Source organism: Stenotrophomonas sp. NPDC047960, assembly GCF_043204395.1.
GTDB lineage: Bacteria > Pseudomonadota > Gammaproteobacteria > Xanthomonadales > Xanthomonadaceae > Stenotrophomonas.
The window spans coordinates 1,052,817-1,078,981 of record NZ_JBIDBX010000001.1; the positions used below are offsets into that span (position 1 = coordinate 1,052,817).

Here is a 26,165-nt window from a genome sequence, read left to right on the forward strand (position 1 = left end):
AAAGCGGTCACGATTTAGCTGCACGAGCTGAGCGCATTCAGCTGCAGACGTAAAAAGGCCCCGATGCCGGAGCATGGGGGCCTGTGTCATTCAGCACCGCACGGGTGTGCAGCGCAGCTTAGAACTCCTGCCAGTCGCCTTCGGCAAGCTCTGCCGCCACCGCGCGGCCGGCCGGCTTGCGCACCGGTGCCTGTGCAGGGGCCGGGCGGCTCGCGGCGCGCGGTGCCTGCGTCGGTGCGACAGGCGCCAGCGCCTGCTCGTCCAGGCGGAAGATCGAGACGGCATCGCTGAGGTGGCCGGCCTGTTCTTCCATGGAACGGGCGGCGGCGGTGGCTTCTTCCACCAGCGCGGCGTTCTGCTGGGTGGTCTCATCCATCTGCACCACGGTCTGGTTGACCTGTTCGATGCCGGCGGACTGTTCCTGCGAGGCCGCCGAAATCTCGGCCATGATGTCGGTCACGCGCTGCACCGAGGCGACGATCTCGCCCATGGTGGTGCCCGCTTTGTGCACCAGCGCCGAACCGTCGTTGACCTTGCCGACCGAGTCATCGATCAGGCCCTTGATCTCCTTGGCGGCCGCGGCCGAGCGCTGGGCCAGGGTGCGCACCTCGGAGGCCACCACGGCAAAGCCACGGCCCTGTTCGCCGGCACGCGCCGCTTCCACTGCCGCGTTGAGGGCCAGGATGTTGGTCTGGAACGCGATGCCGTCGATCACCGAGATGATCTCGGCGATCTTCTTGGACGAGGTCTGGATCGCGCTCATGGTGGTCACCACCTGTCCGACCACCTCGCCGCCCTGCGAGGCAACGGTATGGGCACCGATCGCGAGCTGGTTGGCCTGGCGGGCGTGTTCGGCGTTCTGGCGCACGGTGGAGGTCAGTTCCTCCATCGAGGCGGCGGTTTCTTCCAGGTTGGCTGCCTGCTGCTCGGTGCGGCGCGACAGGTCGCTGTTGCCGGTGGCGATTTCGCTGGCGGCCGAGCTGATGGCCTGGCTGGACTGCTTGATACGGGTGACGATGCCGCTGAGCTGTTCGGCGGTGGCGTTGGCGTCGTCGCGCATGGTGGCGAACACGCCTTCGAACTCGCCGTGCATGCGCACGGTCAGGTCGCCCTGCGACAGTGCGGTGAGCAGCCCGGAGATCTGTTCGATGCTGGATGCGTTGGCGTCGAGCAGGCCGTTGATCTGCTGGGCCAGCTGCAGGAAGAAGCCATCCTTGCCTTCGGCGCTGATACGGCCGGACAGGTCGCCGGCGGCGGCCTGGGCGATGACGCGGGCCACTTCGGCTTCGACCAGCGCTTCGGGAGTACGGTCGCGCCATTCAACCACGTGGCCGACGCTCTCGCCTTCTTCGTTGCGGATGGTGGATACGACCTGGGCGAACTGGGCGTCGCCGAACTGCATGGCGCGGCGGGCCACACCGTGCTGCTTGAGGTTGCCCAGCAGGGTGGCGTCCATTTCACCGCGATGCTCGAGCACGGTCAGCGGGCGGCCGACCAGCGAGGTGGTGGCATCGAAGTCCGGCAGGCTCCTGCGCAGCTCGTCCTGGTACTGGGACAGGGTCTGTTCCAGCGCGCGGTTGGCGTAGACGATGTTGAGGTTGTTGTCAGTGAGGTACACGCCGGTGGAGCTGTAATCCAGCGCGGTACGGATGCGCAGGTTCTCGCGGGCAACGACCTGTTCGGTTTCGGTACGGTCACGCAGGTCGCGCTGCATGCGCTGCATGGCCTGCATCAGGTCGCCCACTTCATCCTTGCGGGTGACGTCGATATGGCCGTCCAGCTTGCCGCCGGCCACTTCGTTGGCCACTGATACGGCGCCGCGGACGCTGCCCACCAGCGAGCGGGCGAACAGGTACACCAGCACCAGGCCGAGGGCGGCGCCGCCAAGCAGGGCGATGATGGTCAGGGTAGCGGAGGTGGCGTAGGTGGATTCAGCCTGTTCGCGCGAGGCGCGGGCAAGGCGGTTGTCTTCGGCAATCAGGGTTTCAAGGGCGGCTGCGGCCTTGAGGTGCTTGGCGCGGGTTTCGCCAACGAAGGTGTCGACCGCGTCGTCCGGCAGGTCCAGCTCCAGCATTTCGGCGACCGAATCGTATGAGGCCAGCGATTCGGTCCAATCCTTGGCGAAGGCGTCAAACAGCTTCTTCTGCTGCGGGCTGTCGATCAGGGCGGGATACTTCTTGATCGAGGCGTCGATCTTGGTGCGCAGGTCGGCGGCACGCGTCTTGGCTTCGGCCTTGACGTCGTCGCTGGCGCGGATGAGGCCCTGGTAGGCCGAATTGCGGTATTCACCGAGCATGCCACGCATTTCACCGGCCATGCGGATGCTTTCCATCCGGTTGCCGGCCAGCTCGGTGGTCACGTTGTTGAGGGAGTGCAGGCCGCGATAGGCGACGACGCCCTGCAGCAGCATCACCAGCAGGATTACACCGAAAGTCAGCATCAACTTCGGCATCAGTTTGAGGTTGTTGATCCATTGCATGGTGGTGCACTCTCCGGTGGCAGACGCGTCCGGGCGTGGTGCCCGGTTGCAGCGGCCACGCCGGCCTGGACCGGCGTGGCGGGGCGTGGGGCGATTACTTGATGTTGGCCAGCTTCAGGCCAGCCGGCGAGCTGACTTCAATTTCAGCGCGCGAGGCGTCGCGGGCGATCTTGCCGATCACGCAGACGGTCTTGCCTTCCAGGGTTTCCAGCGGGAAGCTGAACTTGCCGCGGTTCTCGCCGGCGATGCGCGCCGAGAAGGTGTGGCGCGGGAAGGCGCCGCCCATGTACAGGAAGGTCGGCTGGCCTTCGGAGCCTTCGGCGTAACGGGCTTTTTCAACCTTGCCGCAGACCATGCCATCCTTGCCGACGGCGCGCGCGGCCAGCTCCGGCGGGATCATTTCAGCCGATTGGGCGAAAGCGGACGAGGCGGACGTGGCGAGGACAGCGACCGAAAGCAATGCGAGCAGGGACTTCATCGGGAGATTCTCCGGGGGATATGGATAAACGGTCCGGGGCGTGGCGGGGCCGCGCGTCCGGTTCCTGAATCCAGCTATCGGCCAATCGCGACACAACTTAAGGACTTTGTTGAACGAAAGTCGTTCCGGTCTGTCGCAGCGGCCGGATCAGGCAGCTGCGTCTTCGACGACGGCCGGCTGGCCCATGTCGGCGCTGTCGAGCAGGGTTTCGATATCGAGCAGGATGAGCATGCGATCGTCCTGGGTGCCGATGCCGGAGATGAAGCGGGTATCGACGGCGGCGCCGAATTCGGGGGTGGGGCGGATCTGGTCGGCGCTGAGCGGGATCACGTCGGAGACGCTGTCCACGACGATGCCGACCACGCGGTTGTCGACGTTGAGGACGATCATGACGGTGAAGGCGTCGTAGCGGGCTTCGTCCAGGCGCAGCTTGAGGCGCAGGTCGATGACCGGAACGATGGTGCCGCGCAGGTTGATCACGCCCTTGATGTAATCGGGGGCATCGGGCACGCGGGTGACGGAGTCGTAACCGCGGATTTCCTGCACCTTGAGGATGTCCACGCCGTAGTGCTCGGCGCCGAGGGTGAAGCTGAGGTACTCGCCACCGCTGCTGGCGGCGTTGGGGTTGCTGTCGTTCATGGAAGGAATCCTGGGTCGGGCGTGGCGGTCGGAAAACCGGGGCGTCACGCTGGATATCGGCCTGGGATGCCGCGACTTTAGAGGTGCGGGGCCAACAGCAACAGCAAGAGCAAGAGCGTCTGGTCTGCGGGTGTCCCTGGCTTGGGCTGGCGGGTGTGGGATTGCAGGGGACGCCGTAAATACGTCCATGTAGGCTTGGTCGCGGCATCCATGCCGCTCACACCCCTGCAAACCCACCCCCGCCAGCCCTTTGACGCTTGGCCGGTGCGCCAGCAAAAAGCGGTAGGTACCGCCGTTGGTCGGTACTGCTTTTGCCTTCAATGAAGCGCCGGCCCGGTATGGACGGAGCGGTGGGGATAGGGTTGCGGGGGTGTGAGCGGCATGGATGCCGCGACCAAGCCCCCAAGGATGGGTTTACGGCGTCCCCCGCAACCCTATCCCCACCGCTCCGTAGCCGCGACGAACCTGCCGCCGCGTTCAGCTCTCGCCGTTCTTGCGGGCGCTGCGTTGGCGGTCGATGCGGAAGATGTAGCGCTGGATGGCGCTGTCGCCGCCGCGCGGGAGGCCATCGAAACGCATGCCGATGCGCTTCATTTCCACGCCGCTGGGCAGCTTGACCGCCAGCTGGTTGCAGACGACCAGCGAGATCTGCAGCGGGCCGCTGTCGGGCATGTCCAGGCGGGCGTCGTAGCGCTTCTGGATGCTGAAGACGTTGCAGTCCACCGGGACGGTCACGGCCAGGCCGCCGCCGCTGATGTCCACTACGCGCAGGTGCAGCGCTTCGCTGCGGTCTTCGTTGATCGGGAACAGCAGGTGCGGGGAGTCGGTGAACGGGGTTTCCAGCCGATAGAGTTCGCGGCGCTGCAGGTGCACCAGCTCGGTGGGGAAGGGCACGCGGAACGCGACATGGCGGTGGTCCCCGGTGCGCTCCAGGTGGTCCAGCCGGAAGCGGACCATCACCCGGTCCAGCTGCGCGAAGCAGAGCAGGTGACCGGCGTCTTCGGCGGCGCGGTTGGCCGGTTCGGATGGGCTGCCGTCGAGCAGCAGCCAGTCGTCGTCCTCGTCCAGCTCCAGGATCGCGGTCGGGAACGACTGATCTCGCCCGCCGAGGTGCGCGTTGATCAGCGAGCGCTGGTCAATCAGGGCCTGCAGCAGCTGACGGATCTGCCGGGGATTGCGCACCAGGTAACGATCGTCCGTGCCATCGTCGTGCGCGGCATGGGATGCGTCATGAGGGTCGAGGCTGCCTTCGGACATGGACTCTGCTGCGTTGGGCGGGTACGGATATCGTGCGATATCAGGTCTCTGTCCGTTTATCGGCAGCAGTTCACAATAATGTAGGGCACGTTTGTGTAGCGCTAAAACAACACCCCGCCGTAGCGGGGTGCTGTCAGTGCGCAGGGTGGCCGGGCTCAGAACTCCTGCCAGTCGCCTTCATTGGCCAGTACCGGTTCCCGCGCCGCTGCGCGGCGGACCGGCGCGGCCGGCGCACGCGGGCGGGCCGGGGCGGCGTGGCGTGCTGCCGGTGCGGCGGCGACGGCCGGCGCCGCCTGACCCTCGAGCTTGAACAGCGACACCGCATCGGTGAGGTGGCCGGCCTGCTCTTCCATCGAGCGTGCGGCGGCCGTGGCTTCTTCGACCAGCGCCGCGTTCTGCTGGGTGGTTTCGTCCATCTGCATCACGGTCTGGTTGACCTGCTCGATGCCGGCCGACTGCTCCTGCGAGGCGGCCGAGATCTCGGCCATGATGTCGGTCACGCGCTGCACCGAGGCGACGATCTCGCCCATGGTCGCACCGGCCTGGTTGACCAGCGCCGAGCCTTCGGCGACCTTGCCGACCGACTCGTCGATCAGGCCCTTGATCTCCTTGGCCGCGCTGGCCGAGCGCTGGGCCAGGGTGCGCACCTCCGAGGCGACTACGGCGAAGCCGCGGCCCTGCTCGCCGGCACGCGCCGCTTCCACCGCCGCGTTCAGGGCCAGGATGTTGGTCTGGAAGGCGATGCCATCGATGACGGTGATGATGTCGGCGATGCGGCGCGAGGACGCGTCGATCTCGTGCATGGTGCTGACCACCTTGCCGACCACCTCGCCGCCCTGCGAGGCCACCGAGTGCGCGCCAATGGCGAGCTGGTTGGCCTGGCGGGCGTGTTCGGCGTTCTGGCGCACGGTGGAGGTCAGTTCCTCCATCGAGGCGGCGGTTTCCTCCAGATTGGCCGCCTGCTGCTCGGTGCGGCGCGACAGGTCGTTGTTGCCCGAGGCGATTTCGCCGGCGGCCGTGCTGATGCTGCCCGAGGCGTGCTGGATGCGGCTGACGATCTGGGTCAGCTGGGCCACGGTGGTGTTGGCATCGTCGCGCATGCTGGCGAACACGCCGTGGAACTGGCCCTGCATGCGTGCGGTGAGGTCGCCGTTGGCGATGGCCTGCAGCAGGTGCGAGAGCTGCGACAGGTTGCCGTCGGCCACTTCCATCATCGTGTTGAGGTGCTCGATCATGACCCGGAAGTCGTGGTCGAAGCGCAGGGCATCGCCGCGCTGGCTGAAGTCGCCGGCGGCCGCAGCCTGGGCCAGGGTCTGGATCTGGGTGTTGATGGCCAGCAGGCTGGCCTTGGCCGCGTCCATCGATTCGTGCAGGATCGCGCGGGTGCCGGGCAGGCGGCGCGCGTTCTGCGACAGGTCGCCGGCTGCGTACTGGTTCAGCACGTTGATGGCGTCCTTGATCGAATCCAGGTGCTCGAAGATCACCGTGTTCACGCCCACGGCCAGCTGGCCGTACACGCCCGGGAAGTCTTCCGGGATGCGGTGGCTGATATCCGGGCCGGCATGCATTTCCACCATCTGCTGGGTTTCGCTGGAGAAGCGGCGCAGCATCACGGTCATGTCACGGGTAGCGGCCAGCATGCGGCCGGCTTCGTCGGCGGTGGTGCTCGAGGCGATGTTCACCGACAGGTCGCCACGGGCCACCGACTGGATGGCGTGCATGGCCTGGCGGATCGGGCCGGTGATGGCGCGCGAGATCACCACGCCCATGGCGATGGCCAGCAGCGAGAGCAGGCCGATGGTGACCAGGATGGCCACCACGCTGGTGCGATGGGTGGCATTGGCGGCGGCGATCTTGGACTGCATCAGGCCGCTGCTGAAGGCGCCGAGCTCCTTGAGGTCGTCGAACATCTTGCGGCGTGCCGGGCGCGACTTTTCATCGGAGATCTGCTGCGCCAGCACGCCATCGGCGGCGGCCACGGCGGCGCGCATTTCCGCGTTGGCGGCGAAGTAGACGTCCAGATCGGCCGCAACCTTTCTGTAGAGGCCCTTTTCCTTTTCGCCCGCGGGCAGGGCCGCGTAGGCTGCCAGTTCATCGCGCACGGTCTTGGCGGTGGCGTCCATGCGCTTGTTGTAGTCGGCCACCTTGTCGGCCTGGTCCAGCATGCTCAGCTGGGCCAGCTCGAAGGTGCGGAACTCACCCAGCTGCGCGCGCACCTCGCCCAGGTGCTGGACGGAGGGGATGTCGTTGCTCGCCATCGCGGCAAGTTCGGCGTTGACGCTGTTCAGGCGCACCAGGGCAAACACGCCCAGCGCGATCGTCATCAGGGTGGTGAGGGCAAACCCGACCGCGAGCTTGCGGCTGATGGGCAGATCATGGAACCACTTCATGCGGGAAACTCCGGGCAGGGCGGGGGCGCGCAGCCGTGGGGTGCTGGGCGTAAGGACGAACGCGGCAGGGCGGTGGGGCGTCAGGCGGGCGATCAACGTCTCATCGCTATTGCGGATAACGGCGGCGCACGACGGTTTCTTGAGTGCGCGATGTCACATTGTTTCGTGGACCACGCGGCAGCGCGGTTTGCAGCCGATGGTTGCGAGAGCAAGCAATACCAATGGTTTCGCCGTGCGGTGGCGAATGGGGCATCGATACGCGGCCGTATCGGCTCCGACCGACATCACGGTTTTGCGCGCGGCGTAAAAAAAACGCCCCCGTCATCAAACGGGGGCGCTTGCAGCGGGCAGGGGCCGGGGCGATTACGCCGCCTGCGGCACCCGCAGCGAACGCACCAGGCCACCGATATCCACGATCAGCGCGACGCGGCCGTCGCCCAGGATGGTCGCGCCGGACACACCGCTGATGCGGCGATAATTGTTCTCGATGTTCTTCACCACCACCTGCTGCTGGCCGACCAGTTCATCCACTTCCAGCGCAATCTTCTGGCCGTCGCCTTCCACCACCACCACCAGCGAATCATCGTGGGTGCGGCGGCCGAAGCCGTAATACTCGCTCAGCGACAGGATCGGCAGATACTCACCCCGTACGCGCAGCACGCGGCCTTCGCCGGCCATCGAGCGGACGTCTTCAGGCTGCGGCTGCAGCGCCTCGAGCACGTACGCCAGCGGCAGGATCACGGTTTCGCCCGCCACCGCCACGGTCATGCCGTCGAGGATGGCCAGCGTCAGCGGCAGCCGGATCAGCACGCGGGTGCCGTTGCCGGCCTTGCTTTCCAGCTGTACTTCGCCGCCCAGCGCCTGGATGTTGCGACGGACCACGTCCATGCCCACGCCACGACCGGACAGATCCGTGACGGCATCGGCGGTGGAGAAGCCCGGCTGGAAGATCAGGTCCCAGACCTGGGCGTCAGTGGGGTTGTCCGGCACGGCCAAGCCGCGCTCGAGTGCCTTGGACAGGATCTTGTCGCGGTTCAGGCCACGGCCGTCATCGCTGACTTCGATCACGATATGTCCGCCCTGGTGCGATGCTGCCAGGGTGATCGTGCCGGTTTCGTCCTTGCCGGCGTCGCGGCGGACATCGGGCATTTCCAGGCCGTGGTCGATCGAGTTGCGGACCAGGTGGACCAGCGGGTCGGCGATCTTTTCGATCAGGCCCTTGTCCAGCTCGGTGCCTTCGCCAATGGTGCGCAGGCGCACGTGCTTGCCCAGGCGCGAGGAGAGGTCGCGGACCAGGCGCGGGAAGCGGCGGAACACCGCATCCACCGGCAGCATGCGCACGCCGATCACCGCTTCCTGCAGGTCGCGGGTGTTGCGCTCCAGCAGGTCCAGGCCGGCGAACAGCTGTTCGGCATGCACCGGGTCGAGCGCGTGCGAGACCTGCTTGAGCATGGCCTGGGTGATGACCAGTTCGCCGACCAGGTTGATCAGCGCGTCGACCTTTTCCACGGCGACGCGGATGGAGGTTTCCGCTTCGCTGGTGGCCGCCGGTGCCGCTGCAGCGGCAGGCGCTGCCGGGGCGGCCACCGGAGCGGCAGGCGCGGCGGTGGCCGGAGCGCGGGTGGCCAGGCTCGGTGGCGCGGCCGGACGGATGTCCAGCTCGCAGTCGTCCACGACCCAGGCGAAGGTGTCTTCGATCTTGCTGCGCGGCACCTTGCCGACCAGGCCCAGGTCCCACGCCAGGTGGGCTTCCAGCGGGTCGAGCTGGTCGAAGCCGGGCAGGCGCTCCAGGCGCGCAGCCACCTGCAGCGAGCCCAGGTGTTCCAGTTCGCGGATGATGCGCAGTGGATCGTTGCCGCTCATGAACAGCGACGGTGCCGGCACGAAGCCGATCTGCCACGCCTCGGGGGTGTCATCGACCTTGGCGGCGACCTGCGCGGCGGCGCCCGGCGCCTGGCCGGACAGCACCGCTTCCAGGCGTGCCTTGACCGCGGCCACGGCCTGCGGGTCGGCCGGCTGGCCGTGTTCGGCTTCGCGCAGCAGGGCGCGCAGCACGTCCACCGAGGACAGCATGGCATCCACGGCGGCCGCTTCCAGCGCACGCTTGCCGGCGCGCAGTTCGTCCAGCAGCGTTTCCAGCACGTGGGTCAGCGCGGCGATGGCGTCGAAGCCGAAGGTGCCGGCGCCGCCCTTGATGGAGTGCGCGGCGCGGAACACCGAGTTGATGATTTCCGGATCCTGCTGGCCCGATTCCAGTGCCAGCAGGCCCGCTTCCATCGCGTCCAGGCCCTCGCGGCTTTCCTCGAAGAAGGTGGCGTGGAAGCGTTGCAGGTCCATGCTCATGGGCGTTCGGGTCCGGTTACCAAGGGGGGAGGGGGAGGCGGGTGGGGATCAGCCCAGGACTTTCTGGACGGTCGCGACCAGCTGTTCCGGATTGAACGGCTTGACCAGCCAGCCGGTGGCGCCGGCGGCCTTGCCTTCGGACTTCTTGTCGGCGGCCGATTCGGTGGTCAGCATCAGCATCGGGGTGAACTTGTAGTCCGGCAGCTGGCGCAGTTCGCGGATCAGCGAGATGCCGTCCATGTTCGGCATGTTGACGTCGGTCACCACCGCGTTGAAACGCTGGCCCTTGGCCCGGCCCAGGGCGACGGCGCCGTCTTCGGCTTCCTCGACGGAAAAGCCGGCCGAGGTGAGGGCGAAGGAAACCATCTGGCGCATCGACGCCGAATCGTCCACCACCAAGATACGTGCGCTCATGCCGCGTTCTCCACAGATTTCAGGTTGTCATGGGTTGCGTCCAGGCCCAGGGCCTGGGTGACACCGAGCAGGCGCGCGGCGTCACGGAAGGTGGCCGTACAGCCGTCGAACGCGGTCGGGTGGCCGGCCTGGCGGCGGGCCTCGACGAACGCGCACAGGACCTGCACCGACGCGGTATGGATACGGCCCACCTGGCTGGCATCCAGCGTCAGGTCGCCGCCCTGGTCCACCAAGGGGGCCAGGCGTGTTTTGAGCTCGGTGCTGGTCTCGATACCGAGATCATCACCCAGGGCCACAGTGCTCATCGTTGCTCCGGACAATCGGTTCCGAGGTCTATAACGGCGTAATTGGCGAAACCTTTAGGGGCGGACGCGCATGGCGTGTGCCGCCTGCCGCCGGCCCCTGCCGATCAGTTCAACAGCTGCGTGGCGTCCAGAAGGATCATCGGCTGCGACGTCACCCGCGCCACGCCGCGGAACAGATCGTTGGATATCTGGCAGATGCGCGCGGTATCGGGCGGTTCGATCTGCGAATCGGTGAGGTTGGCCACGTCTTCGACGGCTGACACGCGCAGGCCCATGGTTTCGCCGTCTTCCTCCAGCACCACGATGCGGGTGTTGGCGTCGTCGCGGGCCGGGCCGGTGCCCAGGTGGATGCCCAGGTCCATCACCGGCACCACCTGGCCACGCAGGTTCATGATGCCCAGCATCGCCGACGGGGTGCCGCGCAGCGGCAGCAGCGGTACCGGCAGCACCACTTCCTGCACCTTCAGCAGCTCCAGTGCGTAGGCCTGGGGCCCGCAGCGCAGTCGCAGCCAGCGCGAGGTGCGCTCGCTGGCGCGGCGGTCGCCGCGCGGGCTGGAGGCCGGGTTGCGGGCCTGCGCCTGCAGCTCCTGCCAGCTGCTGGGGCGGTTGGAGGAGACGGGCGCGGGAACGGGCGCGGTCGCCGCCGGGCGCGGTGCGGCCACGGGTGCCGGCGGCGGTGCAGTACGTGCGACCGGTGCCGGGACAGTGGCCGGGACCGGTGCGCGCACGGGAGCGGCGGCAATCGACGGCGCGGTGTCGTGGAGCGCTTCGGCAGGCAGATCGTCCCAGCTGGGACGCGCGGCGTCCGGCGTCGCGGCCACCTCGACCGGGCCGAGCGCCGGGTCATTGAGCAGTTCGTCCAGCAGCGCCAGCGCGGCAGGCGCGCCCGGCGACGTCGGCGTGTCGAAAACGGGGGCAGGCGCAGCGGTTTCCGGCACCGGACCCAGTGCCGGGTCGTTCATCAGCTCGTCGAGCAGCGCCATGGCGGCAGGCGCGCCGGGCGAGGTGGGTGTGTCGAACGACGGTGTTTCATCGTCGGCGGTGAATTCGGCGCGGATCGCTTTGGCCACGCCGCTGGCGTCTTCCGTGTCAGCGCCCGCCACGGCGGTCACGGGCACGGCGTCGCCCAGGAGTTCCTCGAGATAGTCGTCGAGTACGCCGGTGCTGTTCATGCCGCGCGCTCCATCTGCAGCGCGTCATCGGCCAGGATCCATTCCAGCGCACGCCGGTACGCGGCCAGGCCACGGCCGGGGTAGTCGTCGGAGGTCGCGGGCACGGTCAGGCTGGCGGCGTTGCAGATACGGGTATCGACCGGGATCGCGTCTTCCCACACGCGGTGGCCGTGGCGGTCCTGCATCTGCTTGAGGGTTTCGTTGCCGGCGCGGGTGCGGCGGTCGAACAGGGTCGGCAGGATCGACATCGGCAGCGGCCGGCGGCGCGAACGCTCGACCATCTCGCCGGTGCGTACCATGCCATCCAGCCCGTGCAGGGCCAGCGGTTCGGCCTGGGTGGGAATGATCAGGCGATCGGCTGCGGCCAGCGCATTGATCATCAGCAGGCCCAGGGTGGGCGCGCAGTCCAGCAGGATGTAGTCGTGCTGGCCCTGGTGGCGGGCCATTGCGTGCTGGAGGGCCAGGCCGAGGCCGGGCTGGTTGGCGCTGCGGCGCTCGAGCGTGGCCAGCGCGGCCTGCGCGCAGATGAAGTCCAGGCCCGGCACCTGGCTGTGATGGGCAAGGCTGCCCAGTTCTGCCGGCGGGGTCGCGAACAGCTCCAGTACGCCGGCGGGTGGCGGATCCAGCGGCACACCAAAGGCACGGGTGAGCGACGAATGCGGATCGAGGTCGATCAGCAGCACGCGGTGGCCCAGGGCGGCCAGGCCGCGGCCGAGCGCCAGTGTGGTGGTGGTCTTGCCCACGCCGCCTTTCTGGTTGGCGATTGCCCAGATACGCATCGGCTTACTCCTTCATTGCGGGGGAAACGGCGGCGCCAACACGGCTGCCGGCCGGCCCTGGTGGCAGCTGCACCGGGGCGAGGGGGGGAACAGGGGAGGGCGCGGCCGTGGCCGGCGCGGTGCCGGTTTCGGCGGTGAGCTGCGGGCCCAGCGGGTCCACGCCCTGCGCGGTGTCGGCCAGGATGATGACCATCACCCGGCGGTTGCGGTTGCGGCCCTGCGCGCTGGTGTTGTCTTCGCGCGGGCGGAACTGCCCGTAGCCGACCATGGCCAGCCGCGCCGGCTGCACGCCCTGGTCGGCGAACAGGTGCACCACGCTGGCCGCGCGCGCCGCCGACAGTTCCCAGTTGGACGGAAACAGGGCGGTGGCGATCGGCACGTCGTCGGTGTGGCCTTCCACGCGGACCCCATTGGGCGCGTCGTGCAACACCTTGGCCAGTGAGGCGAGGGTGTCGCGCGCATGCACGTCCAGGGTCGCCGAGCCGGTGGTGAACAGGATGTCGCTGTTGATCTCCACTTCGATCCACAGCTCCGTGCGGCGCACGGTGATCATGCCGCGGTCGATCAGCGGTGCCAGGGTGGCGGTAAGGCGATCGGCAATGCCGTTGAGCTGGCGCTCGGCGGCCTGCAGCTGCTGCTGGTTATGTACCGACACTGGCATGCGCATCTGCGAGGCCATCGCAGGCAGCAGGGTCGGGTCGTTGCTGGGCGACGGTGCCGACGGCCCGACCCGGTTGCCCGCCCTGATCACCGACGGGCTGTCCCAGCCGCCCCCCTGCACCTGCTGGTTGCCGACCTGCACCGGGTTGATGGTGCGCGGCGCGCCACCGAAGGCGGTGGTCAGCGCGTCGGCCATGACCCGGTACTTGCCTTCGTTGAGGGACGAGATGGCGTACATGACCACGAAAAAGGCAAGCAGCAGCGTCATGAGGTCGGCGTAGGGGATCGCCCAGGCCTCATGGTTGGCATGCTCTTCGTGGGCTCTGCGGCGGGCCATGTCAGTGCAGGAACCCCGACAGGTTGGTCTCGATGTTGCGCGGGTTCTCGCCCTGGGCAATCGAGATCAGGCCTTCGATGATCATTTCGCGGTCGCGGCTGTTGTGGTGGATCACGCTCTTGAGCTTGGCCGACACCGGCAGGAACAGCAGGTTGGCCGAGGCAATGCCGTAGATGGTGGCGGTGAACGCGGCAGCAATGCCGTGGCCGAGCTTGCTCGGGTCGGCCAGGTTCTTCATCACCGCGATCAGGCCGAGCACGGCGCCGATGATGCCGAGCGTGGGGGCGTAGATGCCCATGCCCTCGAACACTTTGGACGCGGCCAGGTCCTGGCTCTCCTGGCTGCCCAGTTCGATTTCCATCATGTGCCGGATGGTTTCCGGCTCCACGCCATCCACCAGCAGCTGCAGGCCCTTGCGCAGGAACGGGTCGTCCTGGGCATCGACGTGCGCTTCCAGGCCCAGCAGGCCCTGGCGGCGGGCGATGTTGCTCCATTCCACGATCTGGCGGATCAGCTCGGCGCGGTCGCTGGCCGGCGGGCGCACGACCCAGCGCACGATCCTGAAAGCGTGCTTGAACACGGCGGGCGAGGTGTGGAGCAGGATCGCGGCCAGGGTGCCGACGATGACGATCACGAACGCGGCAGGGGACCACAGCGAAGCCAGCCCGGCACCCTTGAGGATGCTGCCCCCGACCAGCGAGGCCAGGGCAAGGAAAAGTCCAATGAGGCTGAGTCTGTCCATTTGTCCGATATCGGCTTGCGGGTGGGGGACTTGAATTGCAGGGCTGCCGGGGGTTCAGCCCGGCATGTCAATCGTGCTGGGTGCGCAGCCCGTCCACGTCGAGGATCAGGGACATGCGGCCGTCGCCGATGAGCGTGGCGCCGGCGTAGCCGCGCAGGCCGCGGAGCGCCTTGGGCAGCGGCTTGATCACCACTTCCTCGCGGCCGCGGACCTGGTCCACCACCAGCCCGAAGCGCGCCTCGCCGGCCTGCAACACCACGATGGTGAGCAGTGACGACGGCGCCGGCTCCACCGCCAGCCAGTGCCGCAGATCGACCAGCGGCAGGGTGTGCGACTTGCGGTCGAGCACCGCGCGGCCGTCGAACCAGCCCAGCGAGGAGTTCGGGGCGTGCAGCACCTCCATCACGCGCGCCAGCGGCAGCGCATAGACATCCTCACCGGCCTGCACCAGCAGGGTCGGCAGGATCGCCAGGGTGAGCGGCACGCGGATCATGAAGCGGCTGCCGCGGCCCAGTTCGGACTGGATCTGGATCTGGCCGCTGAGTTCGCGGATACGCGATTGCACCACGTCCATGCCGACGCCACGGCCGGAGATATCGGTGACTTCCTGCTTGGTCGAGAAGCCGGGCAGGAACACGAGATGCAGGCACTCCTCGCTGGTCAGGCGGGCGGCCGCTTCGGGGTCGATCAGGCCCTTCTCGCGGGCCTTGGCACGCAGGCGCTCGGGATCGATGCCGGCGCCGTCATCCTGCACTTCAATGCTGACGTAGTCGCCTTCCTGCTGCGCGGACAGGCGCACGTTGCCGCTGCGGGTCTTGCCCTGGGCTTCGCGCAGGTCGGGCATTTCAATGCCGTGGTCGATCGCATTGCGCACCAGGTGCACCAGCGGGTCGGCCAGGGCTTCGACCAGGTTGCGGTCCAGTTCGGTTTCCGCGCCGATCAGTTCCAGCTCCACTTCCTTCTTCAGGTTGCGGGCCACGTCGCGGGCGACCTTGGGAAAGCGCGAAAACACCTTGCCAACCGGCTGCATGCGGGTGCGCATCACCGCCGACTGCAGGCGCGCGGTGGCGATGTCCAGCGTAGACACGGCGCGGTCCAGTTCCTCGTCGTGCAGGCGCGCACGCAGGGTCTTGAGCCGGTTGCGCGACAGCACCAGTTCGCCGATCAGGTTCACGATCGCGTCCAGGCGCTTTGTATCCACGCGCACGGTGTGTTCGGCTTCGGCGACCGGCTTGCTGGCGGCCGGCTTGGCCGGGGCCGGGGCCGCAACCGGGCGCGCTGCGACGGCCGGGGCCGGCGCCGGGGCGGCAATGGCCTGCGCGCCGGGGGCGGCGCCGCCATGCAGCTGGTCGAGCAGGGCTTCGAATTCGTCCTCGCCGATCAGGTCATCGCCTTTCTTTTTCGTCACCGCAGTGGGTGCGGCGCCGCCGTGCAGCGTATCGAGCAGGGCTTCGAACTCATCGTCGGTGATCAGCTCGCCGCTGGAGGCGGCGGCCGCCGCGACCGGGGCCGGCGTGGCGGGTCCGTTGACGTCGAACTGCGCGATCAGTTCCGGCGGGGCATAGCCCGGCTCGGTGCCGGCGGCCACCGAATCCAGCATCGACTGCAGGTAATCCAGCGATTGCTGGCCGGCGTCGAAGTGGTGGGCCTGCAATACGGCCTGGCCCGATCGAGCCATGCCCAGGGTTTCTTCGGCGGCGTGGCACAGCTCGACCATGGCCTGGATGCCCAGGAAGCCGGCACCGCCCTTGAGCGTGTGGAAACCCCGGAACACCGCGTTGAGCTGGTCGCTGTCCTGGGGCGATTGCTCCAGCGACACCAGCTGTTCGCCGAGGCGATCCAGGATCTCCTGGGCCTCGAGGATGAAGTCTGCAGCAATGTCGTCTGGAACGGCACTCATGGTTTCAAAGCCCCAAATCGGAAAGCAGGTCGTCGGCGTCAACCTGCGACACCTGATGGCGGTCCAGGCCGCTCACGGCCGGGCCGGCCAAGCCGTTGTCGCGCTTGTGGGCGCTGTCTTCCGGTGGCGGCAGGCCGAGCGCGCCGAAGCCTTCGTGCACGCGGCGCACGATGCCCACCACGCGGCGGATGATCTGCCCGGTGAGGTCCTGGTAGCTCTGGGTGAGCGCGATCTCGGTGAGGTTGTGACGGATCCGGTCCAGTTGCTGATCCTGGTCCGGGCTCAGCCCGTTGGCACGCAGCTGCTCGGTGAGCGCGCGGCATTCTTCGGCCAGGTCCAGGGTGCGGTGGGTGGCCTGTTCGGTCATCGCCACTACGTGGTCCAGGCGCGCGCAGGCATCGTCCAGCTCGCCGGCTTCGCTGGGCACGGTGGGCAGTTCACCCAGCGCCTGGCCCAGCTCACGGGCAAGCCGGTTCAGGCCAGCCATCATCGGCTGGGTGCGCAGTGCGGCCAGGGCGTCGATTTCCCGGCGCCAACCGGCTTCGTCGCCACTTTCCAGCGCAGCCAGGGCATCCTGCAGGCGCTGCACCAGCGCCGATTTGTCGCGAAGGGTCTCCATCAGGCGCTCGCCGCCAGGCGCTCGAAGATCTTGCCGAGCTTTTCTTCCAGGGTCTGGGCGGTGAACGGCTTGATGATGTAGCCGTTCACGCCGGACTGCGCCGCTTCGATGATCTGCTCGCGCTTGGCTTCGGCGGTGACCATCAGCACCGGCAGGGTCTTGAGCTTGGCGTCGGCGCGGATCGCCTTGAGCAGGTCGATGCCGGTCATGACCGGCATGTTCCAGTCGGTGACCACGAAATCGAATGGCTGGCTCTGCAGCAGCGCCAGCGCGGCATGCCCGTCCTCGGCTTCGGCCGTATTGGTGAAGCCCAGATCGCCCAACAGGTTCTTGACGATACGACGCATGGTCGAGAAGTCATCGACGATCAGGATACGCATGTTCTTGTTCAAAGCACTTTCCTCGGTATCAAGTGTTCTCGAGGCCGGCGTCGGCCGCCTCGAAGATCTTCAGTCGGCCACGCAGGCGCAGCACTGCCTGGCCATGGATCTGGCAGACGCGCGACTCGCTGACGCCGAGCACCGCGCCGATCTCTTTCAGGTTCAGCTCCTGCTCGTAGTACAGCGACAGAACCAGTTGTTCGCGTTCGGGCAGCAGCCCGATCGCATTGCCCAGTTCGCGGCCGAATTCGCCACGCTCCAGCACCTGCTGCGGGGTCGGACCGCCCTGGGCGACGGTATCCAGTTCGCCCTGGTCTTCGATCCGCGATTCCAGGCTCAATACCTGCCCACGCGCGGCGTCTTCCATCAGGCGCAGATAATCGGCCAGTGGCATGTCCATCGCGGCAGCCACTTCGGTGGCGCTGGCGGCGCGGCCGGTGCTCTGTTCCAGGCGGCGGATGGTGGAAGCGGCGTCGCGGGCACGGCGGTGCACGGAACGTGGCACCCAGTCGCCGCGGCGGATCTCGTCGATCATCGAGCCGCGGATGCGGATCGAGGCATAAGTTTCGAATGAAGCGCCCTGGTCGGCGTCGTAGCTGCGCGAGGCCTCGATCAGGCCCATCATGCCGGCCTGGATCAGGTCGTCGACTTCTACGCTGGCCGGCAGGCGTGCGGCCAGGTGGTGGGCGATGCGCCGGACCAGGTCCGAGTGCTGGGCAATGCACTCGTTGGCGGCGGCGCGCTGCACCTCTTTGTATTGTGCGGCGCCTTTCATGCGGTCACCCCGCGTTGCTTGAGGATGCGTTCCAGGAAGAATTCAACGCCGCCGCGCGGCTCGGTCGGAGCCTGCCAGCGCGCAGTACGGCGGGCGATCTCGGCGATCGCCTGGGCCGACGGGCTGGAAGGGTAGGCCTTCACCACCGGCTGCTGGCGTTGCACCGACAGGCGCAGCCAGTCGTCCTGCGGCACGCAGCCCAGGTAGTTCAGCGAGACATCGGCCAGGAACTTGTCGCAGACCCGGCTGAGCTTTTCATACAGCACGCGGCCTTCGTTGGGGTCGCGGACCATGTTGGCCACCACCTGGATGCGGTCCACGCCGCGTTCGCGCGAGAGCACCTTGATCAGGGCGTAGGCGTCGGTGATCGAGGCCGGTTCGTCGCAGACCACCACCACGGTGTCCTGCGCGGCCTGGCAGAAGGTCAGCACGCCGTCGGTGATGCCGGCGGCGGTGTCGACCACCATGAAGTCAAGGTCACGTTCCAGTTCGGAGAACACGTTGACCAGGCCCACGTGTTCGGCCGGCTGCAGTTCGGCCATGTGGCGGCGACCGGACGCGGCCGGCACCACCAGCACGCCGCCGGGGCCTTCCAGGATCACTTCATCCAGCGTGCAGCGCCCGGCGACGAGGTCGGCCAGGGTCAGCTTGGGCTGCAGGCCCAGGATCACATCGATGTTGGCCAGGCCCAGGTCGGCATCCAGCAGCAGCGTGCGCTTGCCCATGTCGGCCAGCGCCACGGCCAGGTTCGCCGACACGTTGGTCTTGCCCACGCCGCCCTTGCCGCCGGTGACGGCGATGGTGCGCACCGGTCCCAGCGGCTGGCTGCGGGTGGCCGACAACGGGAAGGTCCTGGTCAGGTTTTCATACTCACGCGACGGCATGGTTCAACTCCGGGTTGCAGGGCATATCGGCCGCGCGGCGCAAATCTTCAAGGCGAAGTACAAGATTGGCTGCACTGGCCCGGTGCAGGTCTTCGGGAACGTCCTGGCCATCGGTGACCCAGGTGATCGGCAGGCGGTGGTCAACCGCCACCGACAGGGCGGTACCAAAGCGGCCGGTCTCGTCCAGCTTGCTCAGCACCACGCCCTGTGGGTTGGCGGCGCTGAAGCGGCGGACGACTTCGTCCATGTCGCCGAAGCTGGTGTTGGCCGGCAGCACCAGCAGCGTGCGGATCTGCGGGGCCGCGCGCAGCCACTGCAGCTGTGCGGCCAGCGCGCGGTCACGCGGGCCCAGGCCGGCGGTGTCGATCAAGACCAGCTTGTAGTCCTTCAGGCGCTCCAGCAGCTGGGCCAGGTCGCTGCCGCTGCTGGCTTCATGCACGGCGATGCCGAGCTGGCGTCCGAAGCCGTACAGCTGTTCGCGGGCGCCGATGCGGGCGGTGTCGGTGGTGACCAGGGCCACGTCACGGGCGGCATGGGCCTCGGCAAAGCGCGAGGCAAGCTTGGCAATGGTGGTGGTCTTGCCGGCGCCGGTGGGGCCCACCAGGGCGATCACGCCGCCGGCTTCAAGCGGGTCGACCGGAGCGATCGGCAGTTTCTTCGAGAGCAGGCCCAGCATCAGGCCGCGGCCCCGGTGGGCTTCGGTGTCGAGCGGGATCTGCAGGGCCACGTCGCGGCAGATGCCCGCGTCGAAGCCGTACTCGTCCATCAGGTCGAGGGCCGCGGCACGCACCGCCGAGCCACGCAGGCGCTCGTCGGTGAAGCGGTTCATTTCGCGCTCGATGACCGTGCGCATGCCGGCCACTTCATGGCGCAGCTGGCGCAGTTCCTCATCGTCGCGGACCAGGGTTACCGGTGCGGCAACGGCAGCCACCGGGGCGGTGATGACCTCGGCGGTCACCGTCGGTTCGTTGGCGGCCTGCAGCGACGGCTCGACCGGTGCAGCAACGGTCATCGCGGCGACCGGCGCGGCGATGTCGTCCACAACGATCGGAACCACCGGAATCACCGGAGCGGGTGCAGCAAACACCGCCGAATCGTCGATCTGGATGGCCGGGCTGGCGGCAGCCGGAACCACCGGCACGGTTTCCCACAGGGGGGCGGCCGGGGTTTCAAGCGGAGCGCGCTGCATCTGCTGTGCCGGCATCTGCGGCATCTGCGGCAGCTGCGGCGGCAGGCGGGTGCGACCGGGTGCGGCATGCATCTCAAACAGCGGTGCTTCGTCCAGTGGCGGGTCGATGATGAAGCGGGCGCGGTTGGCCGCGGCCGGCGCGGCGGCGCGGACCGGTGTTTCCACACCTGCCGGTACGGGGTCGGCGACCTGCGCAGCCACGGCGCGCTCGGCGGCCGCCGCCTGTTCGACACTGAACGGGGCGAAGATCTGTTCCGGCAGCTGGGGGGCCGGCTGCACGCTGGCGCGGGCCAGCGTCGCGGCGAAGCCGCTGCTGCCCGGCGGTGGGACGATTTCGTGGGCGCTGTCCAGGGTGCGTCCCGTGGCGCCGACGGCGGCCCGGGCCAGGGCCGCCACGGCCGAGGTGGTGGCGGCCACCGGCTCCGGCGCGGTGGCCGGTGCCCTGCGGCGGGTCACCGCGGCAATCACCGCATCGGCAGCATTGCGCGGGCGCGGGGCCGGCGGCGGCGGGGCCACGTCCTTGCGGGCGGCTTCCAACGCACGCTGCACCGCGCCTTCGTCGTAGTTCGCCGCGGCCACGATTTCCACGCCTTCTTCGATCCGGCGATTGGACAGGATCACGGCATCCGGACCGTGTTCCTTGCGCACCAGGTTCATGGCCGAGCGCATATCGGGAGCGACGAAGCGTTTGATTTTCATGCTGTGGTACCGGGACTGGGGCGGCTGGGGGGTGGAAGGGGAGCGCTGGTTGTCGGTGGTCTGCACGGTCCGGGTTTCCCTTCTTGTCCTGCTGCGGTGAATGCGAAATTGGGGTGTCTGTTTTCTGACGCGTTGCTGTCGGAGTTCCGGCTCAGCTGATCGTGCCGACCAGCTTCAACCGCTTGTCCTCGGGTACCTCGCTGTAGGCCAGCACGGACAGCGAGGGAACGCTGTGGCGTACCAGCCGTGCCAGCGCGGCACGTACCGGGCCGGGCACCAGCACCACCGCGGGCTCGTTCTTCGCTTCCTGCTTGCCGACGCATTCGGCCAGGCTCTGGTGCAGTCGCTCGGCGAGTCCGGGTTCCAGCGCTGCGCCGTTGCCCTGTGTGGACTCCTGCAAGACCCGTTCCAGTTGCGGGTTGAGGGTGAACACCGGCAGCTCGGCGGACATGCCGGCGATCTCCTGGACGATGAAACGCCCCAGCGCATTGCGCACGGCAGCCGTCAGTACGCCGGGGTCCTGGCTCATCGGCGCGTTCTCGACCAGTGATTCGGCAATCTTGCGCAGCTGGCGCACCGGGATGCGTTCAATCAGCAGGTTCTGCAGCACGCGCACCACCACCGACAGCGGCAGCGCCTTGGGGGTGAGGTCTTCGACCAGCTTGGGCGCGCTCTTGGCCAGGTTGGCCAGCAACTGCTGCACCTCTTCGTGGCCAAGCAGCTCCGGCGCATGTTCGCGGATGAGGTGCGACAGATGGGTGGCCACCACGGTGGCCGGGTCGACCACGGTGTAGCCCATCGATTCGGCGTGGGCCCGCTGGTGCGGCTGGATCCAGGTGGCATCCAGTCCGAACGCCGGGTCCTTGCCGGCAATGCCTTCCAGCGCGCCAAGCGCGCTGCCAGGGTCCAGCGCCAGTTCGCGGTCGGGGTGGATCTCGGCGGTGGCCACCGGCACGCCGTGGATCAGCAGCCGGTAGGCGCTGGCGCCCAGTTCCAGGTTGTCCCGGATGTGCACCGACGGGATCAGGAAGCCGATGTCGTGGGTGAGCTTGCGGCGCACGCCCTTGATGCGCGCCATCAGTTCGCCGCCCTGGTTCTTGTCCACCAGCGGAATGAGCCGGTAGCCCACTTCCAGGCCCAGCGGATCGACCGGGCGCAGTTCGTCCCAGGTCAGTTCGGCGGTCGGCGAGGGGCTGCTGGCTCCGGGCAGCCCCAGCGCGTTGGTCGAGCCGGCGGCGGGGGCCGCGGCGGCGCGTTCGGCGGCCACGCTTTTCTTCCACAGCGTCCAGGCGATGAAGCCAAGGATCGCGGCCAGCGTCAAGAAGGCGACGTTCGGCATGCCCGGGACCAGGCCGACCAGGCCCAGGATCGCCGCGGCGATGGTCAGGGCACGGTGCTGGCCAAACACCTGGCCCATCATGGCCTGGGCCATGTCCTGCGAGCGCGAGGCGCGGGTGACCAGCATCGCCACGGCCGAGGACACCAGCAGCGCCGGCAGCTGCGCCACCAGACCGTCACCGATCGACAGCAGGGTGTAGGTGGCTGCTGCTTCGCCGAACGGCATGCCGTGCTGGAGCACGCCAACTGCCAGGCCGCCGAGCATGTTGATGAACAGGATGAGGATGCCGGCGATGGCATCGCCACGGATGAACTTGCTGGCACCGTCCATCGCGCCGTAGAAGTCGGCTTCCTCACGGACTTCTTCACGCCGCAGCTTGGCTTCCTCACGCGTCAGCAAACCGGCGTTGAGGTCGGCGTCGATCGCCATCTGCTTGCCTGGCATGGCGTCCAGGATGAAGCGCGCGGTCACTTCGGAGACGCGGCCGGCACCCTTGGTGATCACCACGAAGTTGATGATGGTGAGGATCGCGAACACCACGATACCCACGGCGTAGTTGCCGCCGATCACGAATTCACCGAAGGCGGCGATCACCTTGCCGGCCGCTTCATGGCCGTTCTGGCCGTTGAGCAGGATCACGCGGGTGGAGGCCACGTTGAGCGCCAGCCGCAGCATGGTGGTGATCAGCAGCACGATCGGGAAGATGGTGAAATCCAGCGGACGCTTCACGTACACCACCGCCAGCAGCACCATCAGCGAGATGGCGATGTTGAAGGTGAACAGCGCGTCCAGCACCGGGGCGGCCAGTGGCACCACCACCATGGCCAGCAGGGCCAGCACGATCAGCGGGGCGCCCAGGCCCTGGCGGATCATGTCCAGGGCGCGGCGGGTGTTCATGCCGGCGGGCTGGGCGCTCATGGGCGGCCTCTCTTGCCGAACTCATCCACGTCGATGCTGGGTGCGGCCGGCATCGGCCCCCCCTGCCAGGTACGCAGCTGGTAGACGTAGGACAGCACCTGGGCAACGGCCGAATACAGTCTCACGGGAATTTCCTTTCCAAGTTGACCTTCCCGATACAAGGCGCGTGCCAAAGGCGGGGCCGAGACAATCGCAACCTTGTTGCCGTCGGCCACCTGGCGGATGCGCAGGGCGGTTTCGTCCACGCCCAGGGCCACGACGGTGGGGGCGCCCATCCTGCCGCCGTCGTACTTGAGGGCTACCGCGTAGTGGGTGGGATTGACGACCACCACGTCGGCGGTGGGCACCGCTTCCATCATCCGGCGGTTGGACATCTGCTGCTGCAGCTGGCGGATGCGGCCCTTCACTTCCGGGCTGCCCTCGCTTTCCTTCATTTCCCTGCGCAGTTCCTCCCGGGTCATCTTCAGCTTGCGCATCCAGTTCCAGCGCTGGTAAGGGGCATCGATGGCGGCCAGCAGCATCATGGCCCCGCCCGTGGCCAGCATCAGCTTCAGGGTGAAGCCCAGGCCGTTCACCATGGCCGCTTCCAGCGGCTGGTGGACCAGGTCACGCAGCCCGCGGATGCCATGCCACACCACCAGCCCGGCGGCAGTGCCGACGAATACGATGCGCAACAGGGACTTGGTGAATTCGCCGATGGCCTCGGCGCCGTACAGCCGCTTCATGCCGGCCATGGGGCTGAGCCGGTTGAACTGCGGCATCAGCGATTTGTTCGACCAGCGCAGCCCGCCCATGGCCACCGGGGCCAGGAAGCTGGCCAGCAGGCAGATCAGCAGCAGCGGCCACAGGGCCAGCATCAGCTGCAGGAACAGGTGTCCAAAGTGGTTGAACAACCCCAGCGGCTCGAGCCGCAGGCCCGCCTCCGGGGTCAGGGCCAGCTTCATCCAGTCCTTGGCGCTGCGGGCCATGCCCGCCGAAAACGCCATCAGCGCCAGCACCGAGGCACCAAACACGGCGGCGGTGGCCAGCTCGCGAGAACGCGGGATGTTGCCCTGTTCACGGGCATCGCGCAGGCGTTTTTCGGTAGGTTGTTCGGTTTTTTCGCCGGCTTGTTCTTCGTCGGACATCGGGAGCAGGGCACCACGGGGGGTACCGGGGGTGCTGCAAGAACCGTTCCGTTACCGGGCCGTTGGACGGCAACAGCCTGCTTCGTTGATGGTCATGCCCTGACCGAACGTCGGGGATGTACGTGCAGTCGATGCCGGATTGATCGTGGCGGGAGCCGTGGTGTTGCGCGTGTCCGGCTAATCCAGGAAATGCCCGCCCTGCGAGGCTTTGTGGTCCTGGGATACCACGATTCTTGGGCGTGGCAGGTCGTGCAGCTGCGCGAAGCGGTCGGCGTCAACCGGGCGACCGAGCAGGTAACCCTGCAGGAAATCGCAGCCCAGACGCTCCAGGTAGGCGCGCTGGCCGGCGGTTTCCACCCCTTCCGCCACGATGTCCATGTCCAGTGCGTGCCCCAGCGCGACGATGGCCGAGACGATCACCACGTCTTCGGAGCTGTTTTCCAGGTCGCGCACGAAGGCATGGTCGATCTTGATCTCGGTGGCCGGCAGGCGCTTGAGGTACAGCAGGCTGGAATAGCCGGTGCCGAAGTCGTCGATGGAAATGCCCACGCCCAGCCGCGCCAATGCCTGCAGCAGGCGCAGGCTGGTCTCGGTATCGCGCATCACCGCGCTTTCGGTGATCTCCAGGATCAATCGGCGCGGCTCCACCCGGTGCAGTTTGAGCGCGTCGCTGATTTCGCCGAGCAGGTTCGGAGAGCCGAACTGGATCGGGGAGAGGTTTACCGAGACCGACCAGCCGTCATGGCCGGCGTCATGCCAGCGCCGCAGCTGGCGGCAGGCTTCGTTGAGCACCCACCGTCCGATATCGTGGATGACGCCGCTGCGTTCGGCCAGGCGGATGAAGCGATCCGGGGGAATCAAGCCATGCTCGGGGTGGTGCCAGCGGATCAGGGCCTCCGCACCGCACACCTGGTGGGTGCTGACCCGCACCTTGGGCTGGTAGTGCAGGAACAGCTGGTTGCCCTGGATCGCGCGGCGCAGGTCGGCCAGCAGCCGGAACTGCTGCTCGGCGCTGTCGCTCATCCATGCGGAGAACACTACGAACGCATTGCGTCCGGCTTCCTTGGCCTGGTACATCGCAGCGTCGGCATATCCCATCAACTGGCGTTCGGTGGTGGCGTGGTCGGGACAGATGGCGATCCCGACGCTGGCGGTGACCTGCAGTTCGTGTCCGGGCACCAGGTTGCCGGTGCCCACGGCCTGGATGATGCGACCGGCCAGGGCGGACACGTCCTCGTCATTGTCGATACCCACCACCAGCACGAATTCGTCGCCACCCAGTCGGGCCATCACGTCGGCGGCGCGCAGCAACTGGCGGGTCCGCGTGGCGACCGCCACCAGCAGCGCGTCGCCGGTCTGGTGGCCATAGGCATCGTTGACCTGCTTGAAACCGTCCAGGTCCATGAACATCACCGCAAAGCGTCCGCCGCGCTGTTCGGCGTCCACCAAGGCCTGTTCGATGCGCTGCTGCAGCAGCAGGCGGTTGGGCAGGTGGGTCAGCGGATCATGCAGTGCGGCCTGGCTGAGCTCGGCGTGCGCATCGTCCAGCGAACTGCGCAGGTGCTGATTGCGCAACCGCAGCAGCTGCGCCTGCTGGCGCTGGTCCAGCCAGGACACCAGCAGCACCACGGCCAGGATGGCGGTGGTGAGCACCATCACCAGTGCTGCCAGCCACTGGGTCTGCAGGCCGGTGCCGGCGGCTGCACCACAGACGCTGTCGGCCGGGAACCGCGCAGCGGCCATGCCGGTGTAGTGCATGCCGACAATGGCCGAGCCCAGCACCACCGCCGGTGCAAGGCGATGCTGGAGCCGGATGTCGTTGTGACGCAGGCGGAACGCGACGAACAGCGCGACCCATGAGGCAGCCACCGCGATGATGATCGACAGCGTGAACCAGCCAGGGTGGTATTCGATGCCGGGGCGCATGAGCATGGCCGCCATGCCGAGGTAGTGCATGCTCGCGATGCCACTGCCCATCAGCAGTGCGCCCAGGGCCAGCCGGGAGTGCGGCAGCGTGGCCCGGGAAACCAGCCATAGCGCGAACATCGAAGAGGCCACCGCAGCCAACAGCGAGACGCTGGTCAGTTCAAGGTCGTACCCCAGCGGAATGGGCAGTTTGAAGGCCAGCATGCCGATGAAGTGCATGGACCAGATGCCCAGGCCCATGGCACAGCCGCCGCCCAGCAACCACAACATACTGATCCGGGACGAGGGCGCGGTGGTGACGCGATTGGCCATGTCCAGCGCGGTGAAGGACGCCATGATGGCGACCAGCAGGGAAACCACGACCAACCATGGGGTGTAGCTGCCGACGAGCATCATGACTCTCCTTGGCGTACA

21 protein-coding genes are annotated in these 26,165 nt (G+C 67.6%); all 21 read right to left on the reverse strand.

Annotated elements, in window-relative coordinates:
• Nucleotides 1–118: 118 nt before the first annotated feature.
• The 21 genes from ACGFZ3_RS04990 to ACGFZ3_RS05090 all read right to left on the reverse strand — a co-directional run bounded on the left by ACGFZ3_RS04990 (nt 119) and on the right by ACGFZ3_RS05090 (nt 26,144).
• A complete protein-coding gene (locus ACGFZ3_RS04990; protein WP_392917200.1) occupies nt 119–2,479 on the reverse strand; it encodes a methyl-accepting chemotaxis protein in 2,361 nt (786 codons plus the stop codon).
• A 94-nt stretch (nt 2,480–2,573) separates the two neighbouring features.
• The gene (locus ACGFZ3_RS04995) at nt 2,574–2,957 is read right to left on the reverse strand and encodes a hypothetical protein (protein ID WP_392917203.1); all 384 of its coding nucleotides are present in this window, start codon (nt 2,955–2,957) and stop codon (nt 2,574–2,576) included.
• A 147-nt stretch (nt 2,958–3,104) separates the two neighbouring features.
• Nucleotides 3,105–3,596 (reverse strand): chemotaxis protein CheW, encoded by a 492-nt coding sequence (locus tag ACGFZ3_RS05000; RefSeq protein WP_392917206.1) that lies wholly within the window; start codon nt 3,594–3,596, stop codon nt 3,105–3,107.
• Between the two features lie 477 nt (nt 3,597–4,073).
• A complete protein-coding gene (locus ACGFZ3_RS05005) occupies nt 4,074–4,853 on the reverse strand; it encodes a flagellar brake protein (RefSeq protein ID WP_392917209.1) in 780 nt (259 codons plus the stop codon).
• Nucleotides 4,854–5,008: 155 nt separating this feature from the next.
• Nucleotides 5,009–7,243 carry a methyl-accepting chemotaxis protein gene (locus ACGFZ3_RS05010; protein WP_392917212.1) on the reverse strand — a complete coding sequence of 745 codons (2,235 nt, stop codon included), beginning with the start codon at nt 7,241–7,243 and terminating at the stop codon, nt 5,009–5,011.
• 363 nt (nt 7,244–7,606) lie between these two features.
• Nucleotides 7,607–9,586: a chemotaxis protein CheA gene (locus ACGFZ3_RS05015; RefSeq protein ID WP_392917215.1), complete on the reverse strand. Its 1,980-nt coding sequence runs from the start codon at nt 9,584–9,586 to the stop codon at nt 7,607–7,609.
• A 48-nt stretch (nt 9,587–9,634) separates the two neighbouring features.
• Nucleotides 9,635–10,000 carry a response regulator gene (locus ACGFZ3_RS05020; RefSeq protein WP_038688521.1) on the reverse strand — a complete coding sequence of 122 codons (366 nt, stop codon included), beginning with the start codon at nt 9,998–10,000 and terminating at the stop codon, nt 9,635–9,637.
• The gene (locus tag ACGFZ3_RS05025; protein WP_095363812.1) at nt 9,997–10,305 is read right to left on the reverse strand and encodes a lipid asymmetry maintenance protein MlaB; all 309 of its coding nucleotides are present in this window, start codon (nt 10,303–10,305) and stop codon (nt 9,997–9,999) included. The genes ACGFZ3_RS05020 and ACGFZ3_RS05025 overlap by 4 nt, the downstream gene beginning before the upstream one ends.
• A 104-nt stretch (nt 10,306–10,409) precedes the next feature.
• Entirely contained in the window at nt 10,410–11,477 is a 1,068-nt protein-coding gene (locus tag ACGFZ3_RS05030; RefSeq protein WP_392917219.1) for a chemotaxis protein CheW, read from the reverse strand.
• Nucleotides 11,474–12,256, reverse strand: a complete 783-nt coding sequence (locus tag ACGFZ3_RS05035; protein WP_392917222.1) for a ParA family protein — start codon at nt 12,254–12,256, stop codon at nt 11,474–11,476. Before ACGFZ3_RS05035 ends, ACGFZ3_RS05030 begins: the two co-directional genes overlap by 4 nt.
• A 4-nt stretch (nt 12,257–12,260) precedes the next feature.
• A complete protein-coding gene (gene motD / locus ACGFZ3_RS05040; protein ID WP_392917225.1) occupies nt 12,261–13,253 on the reverse strand; it encodes a flagellar motor protein MotD in 993 nt (330 codons plus the stop codon).
• A gap of 1 nt (nt 13,254) precedes the next feature.
• Nucleotides 13,255–13,995 carry a flagellar motor protein gene (locus ACGFZ3_RS05045; RefSeq protein WP_392917227.1) on the reverse strand — a complete coding sequence of 247 codons (741 nt, stop codon included), beginning with the start codon at nt 13,993–13,995 and terminating at the stop codon, nt 13,255–13,257.
• A 67-nt stretch (nt 13,996–14,062) separates the two neighbouring features.
• Nucleotides 14,063–15,895, reverse strand: a complete 1,833-nt coding sequence (locus tag ACGFZ3_RS05050) for a chemotaxis protein CheA (RefSeq protein WP_392917229.1) — start codon at nt 15,893–15,895, stop codon at nt 14,063–14,065.
• 4 nt (nt 15,896–15,899) lie between these two features.
• On the reverse strand, nt 15,900–16,514 hold the full coding sequence (locus tag ACGFZ3_RS05055) for a protein phosphatase CheZ (protein WP_392917232.1): 615 nt from the start codon (nt 16,512–16,514) through the stop codon (nt 15,900–15,902).
• Nucleotides 16,514–16,906 carry a chemotaxis response regulator CheY gene (gene cheY / locus ACGFZ3_RS05060; RefSeq protein ID WP_017357461.1) on the reverse strand — a complete coding sequence of 131 codons (393 nt, stop codon included), beginning with the start codon at nt 16,904–16,906 and terminating at the stop codon, nt 16,514–16,516. The genes ACGFZ3_RS05055 and cheY overlap by 1 nt, the downstream gene beginning before the upstream one ends.
• A gap of 16 nt (nt 16,907–16,922) precedes the next feature.
• Nucleotides 16,923–17,669: an RNA polymerase sigma factor FliA gene (locus ACGFZ3_RS05065; protein WP_392917236.1), complete on the reverse strand. Its 747-nt coding sequence runs from the start codon at nt 17,667–17,669 to the stop codon at nt 16,923–16,925.
• A complete protein-coding gene (locus ACGFZ3_RS05070; RefSeq protein WP_068851643.1) occupies nt 17,666–18,553 on the reverse strand; it encodes a MinD/ParA family protein in 888 nt (295 codons plus the stop codon). The genes ACGFZ3_RS05065 and ACGFZ3_RS05070 overlap by 4 nt, the downstream gene beginning before the upstream one ends.
• Nucleotides 18,540–20,441 carry an AAA family ATPase gene (locus ACGFZ3_RS05075; RefSeq protein WP_392917240.1) on the reverse strand — a complete coding sequence of 634 codons (1,902 nt, stop codon included), beginning with the start codon at nt 20,439–20,441 and terminating at the stop codon, nt 18,540–18,542. The genes ACGFZ3_RS05070 and ACGFZ3_RS05075 overlap by 14 nt, the downstream gene beginning before the upstream one ends.
• A gap of 151 nt (nt 20,442–20,592) precedes the next feature.
• Nucleotides 20,593–22,698 carry a flagellar biosynthesis protein FlhA gene (gene flhA / locus ACGFZ3_RS05080; RefSeq protein WP_392917243.1) on the reverse strand — a complete coding sequence of 702 codons (2,106 nt, stop codon included), beginning with the start codon at nt 22,696–22,698 and terminating at the stop codon, nt 20,593–20,595.
• Nucleotides 22,695–23,825, reverse strand: a complete 1,131-nt coding sequence (gene flhB, locus ACGFZ3_RS05085) for a flagellar biosynthesis protein FlhB (protein WP_392917246.1) — start codon at nt 23,823–23,825, stop codon at nt 22,695–22,697. Before flhB ends, flhA begins: the two co-directional genes overlap by 4 nt.
• Nucleotides 23,826–24,002: 177 nt before the next feature.
• On the reverse strand, nt 24,003–26,144 hold the full coding sequence (locus tag ACGFZ3_RS05090; RefSeq protein WP_392917249.1) for a putative bifunctional diguanylate cyclase/phosphodiesterase: 2,142 nt from the start codon (nt 26,142–26,144) through the stop codon (nt 24,003–24,005).
• Nucleotides 26,145–26,165 lie beyond the last annotated feature (21 nt).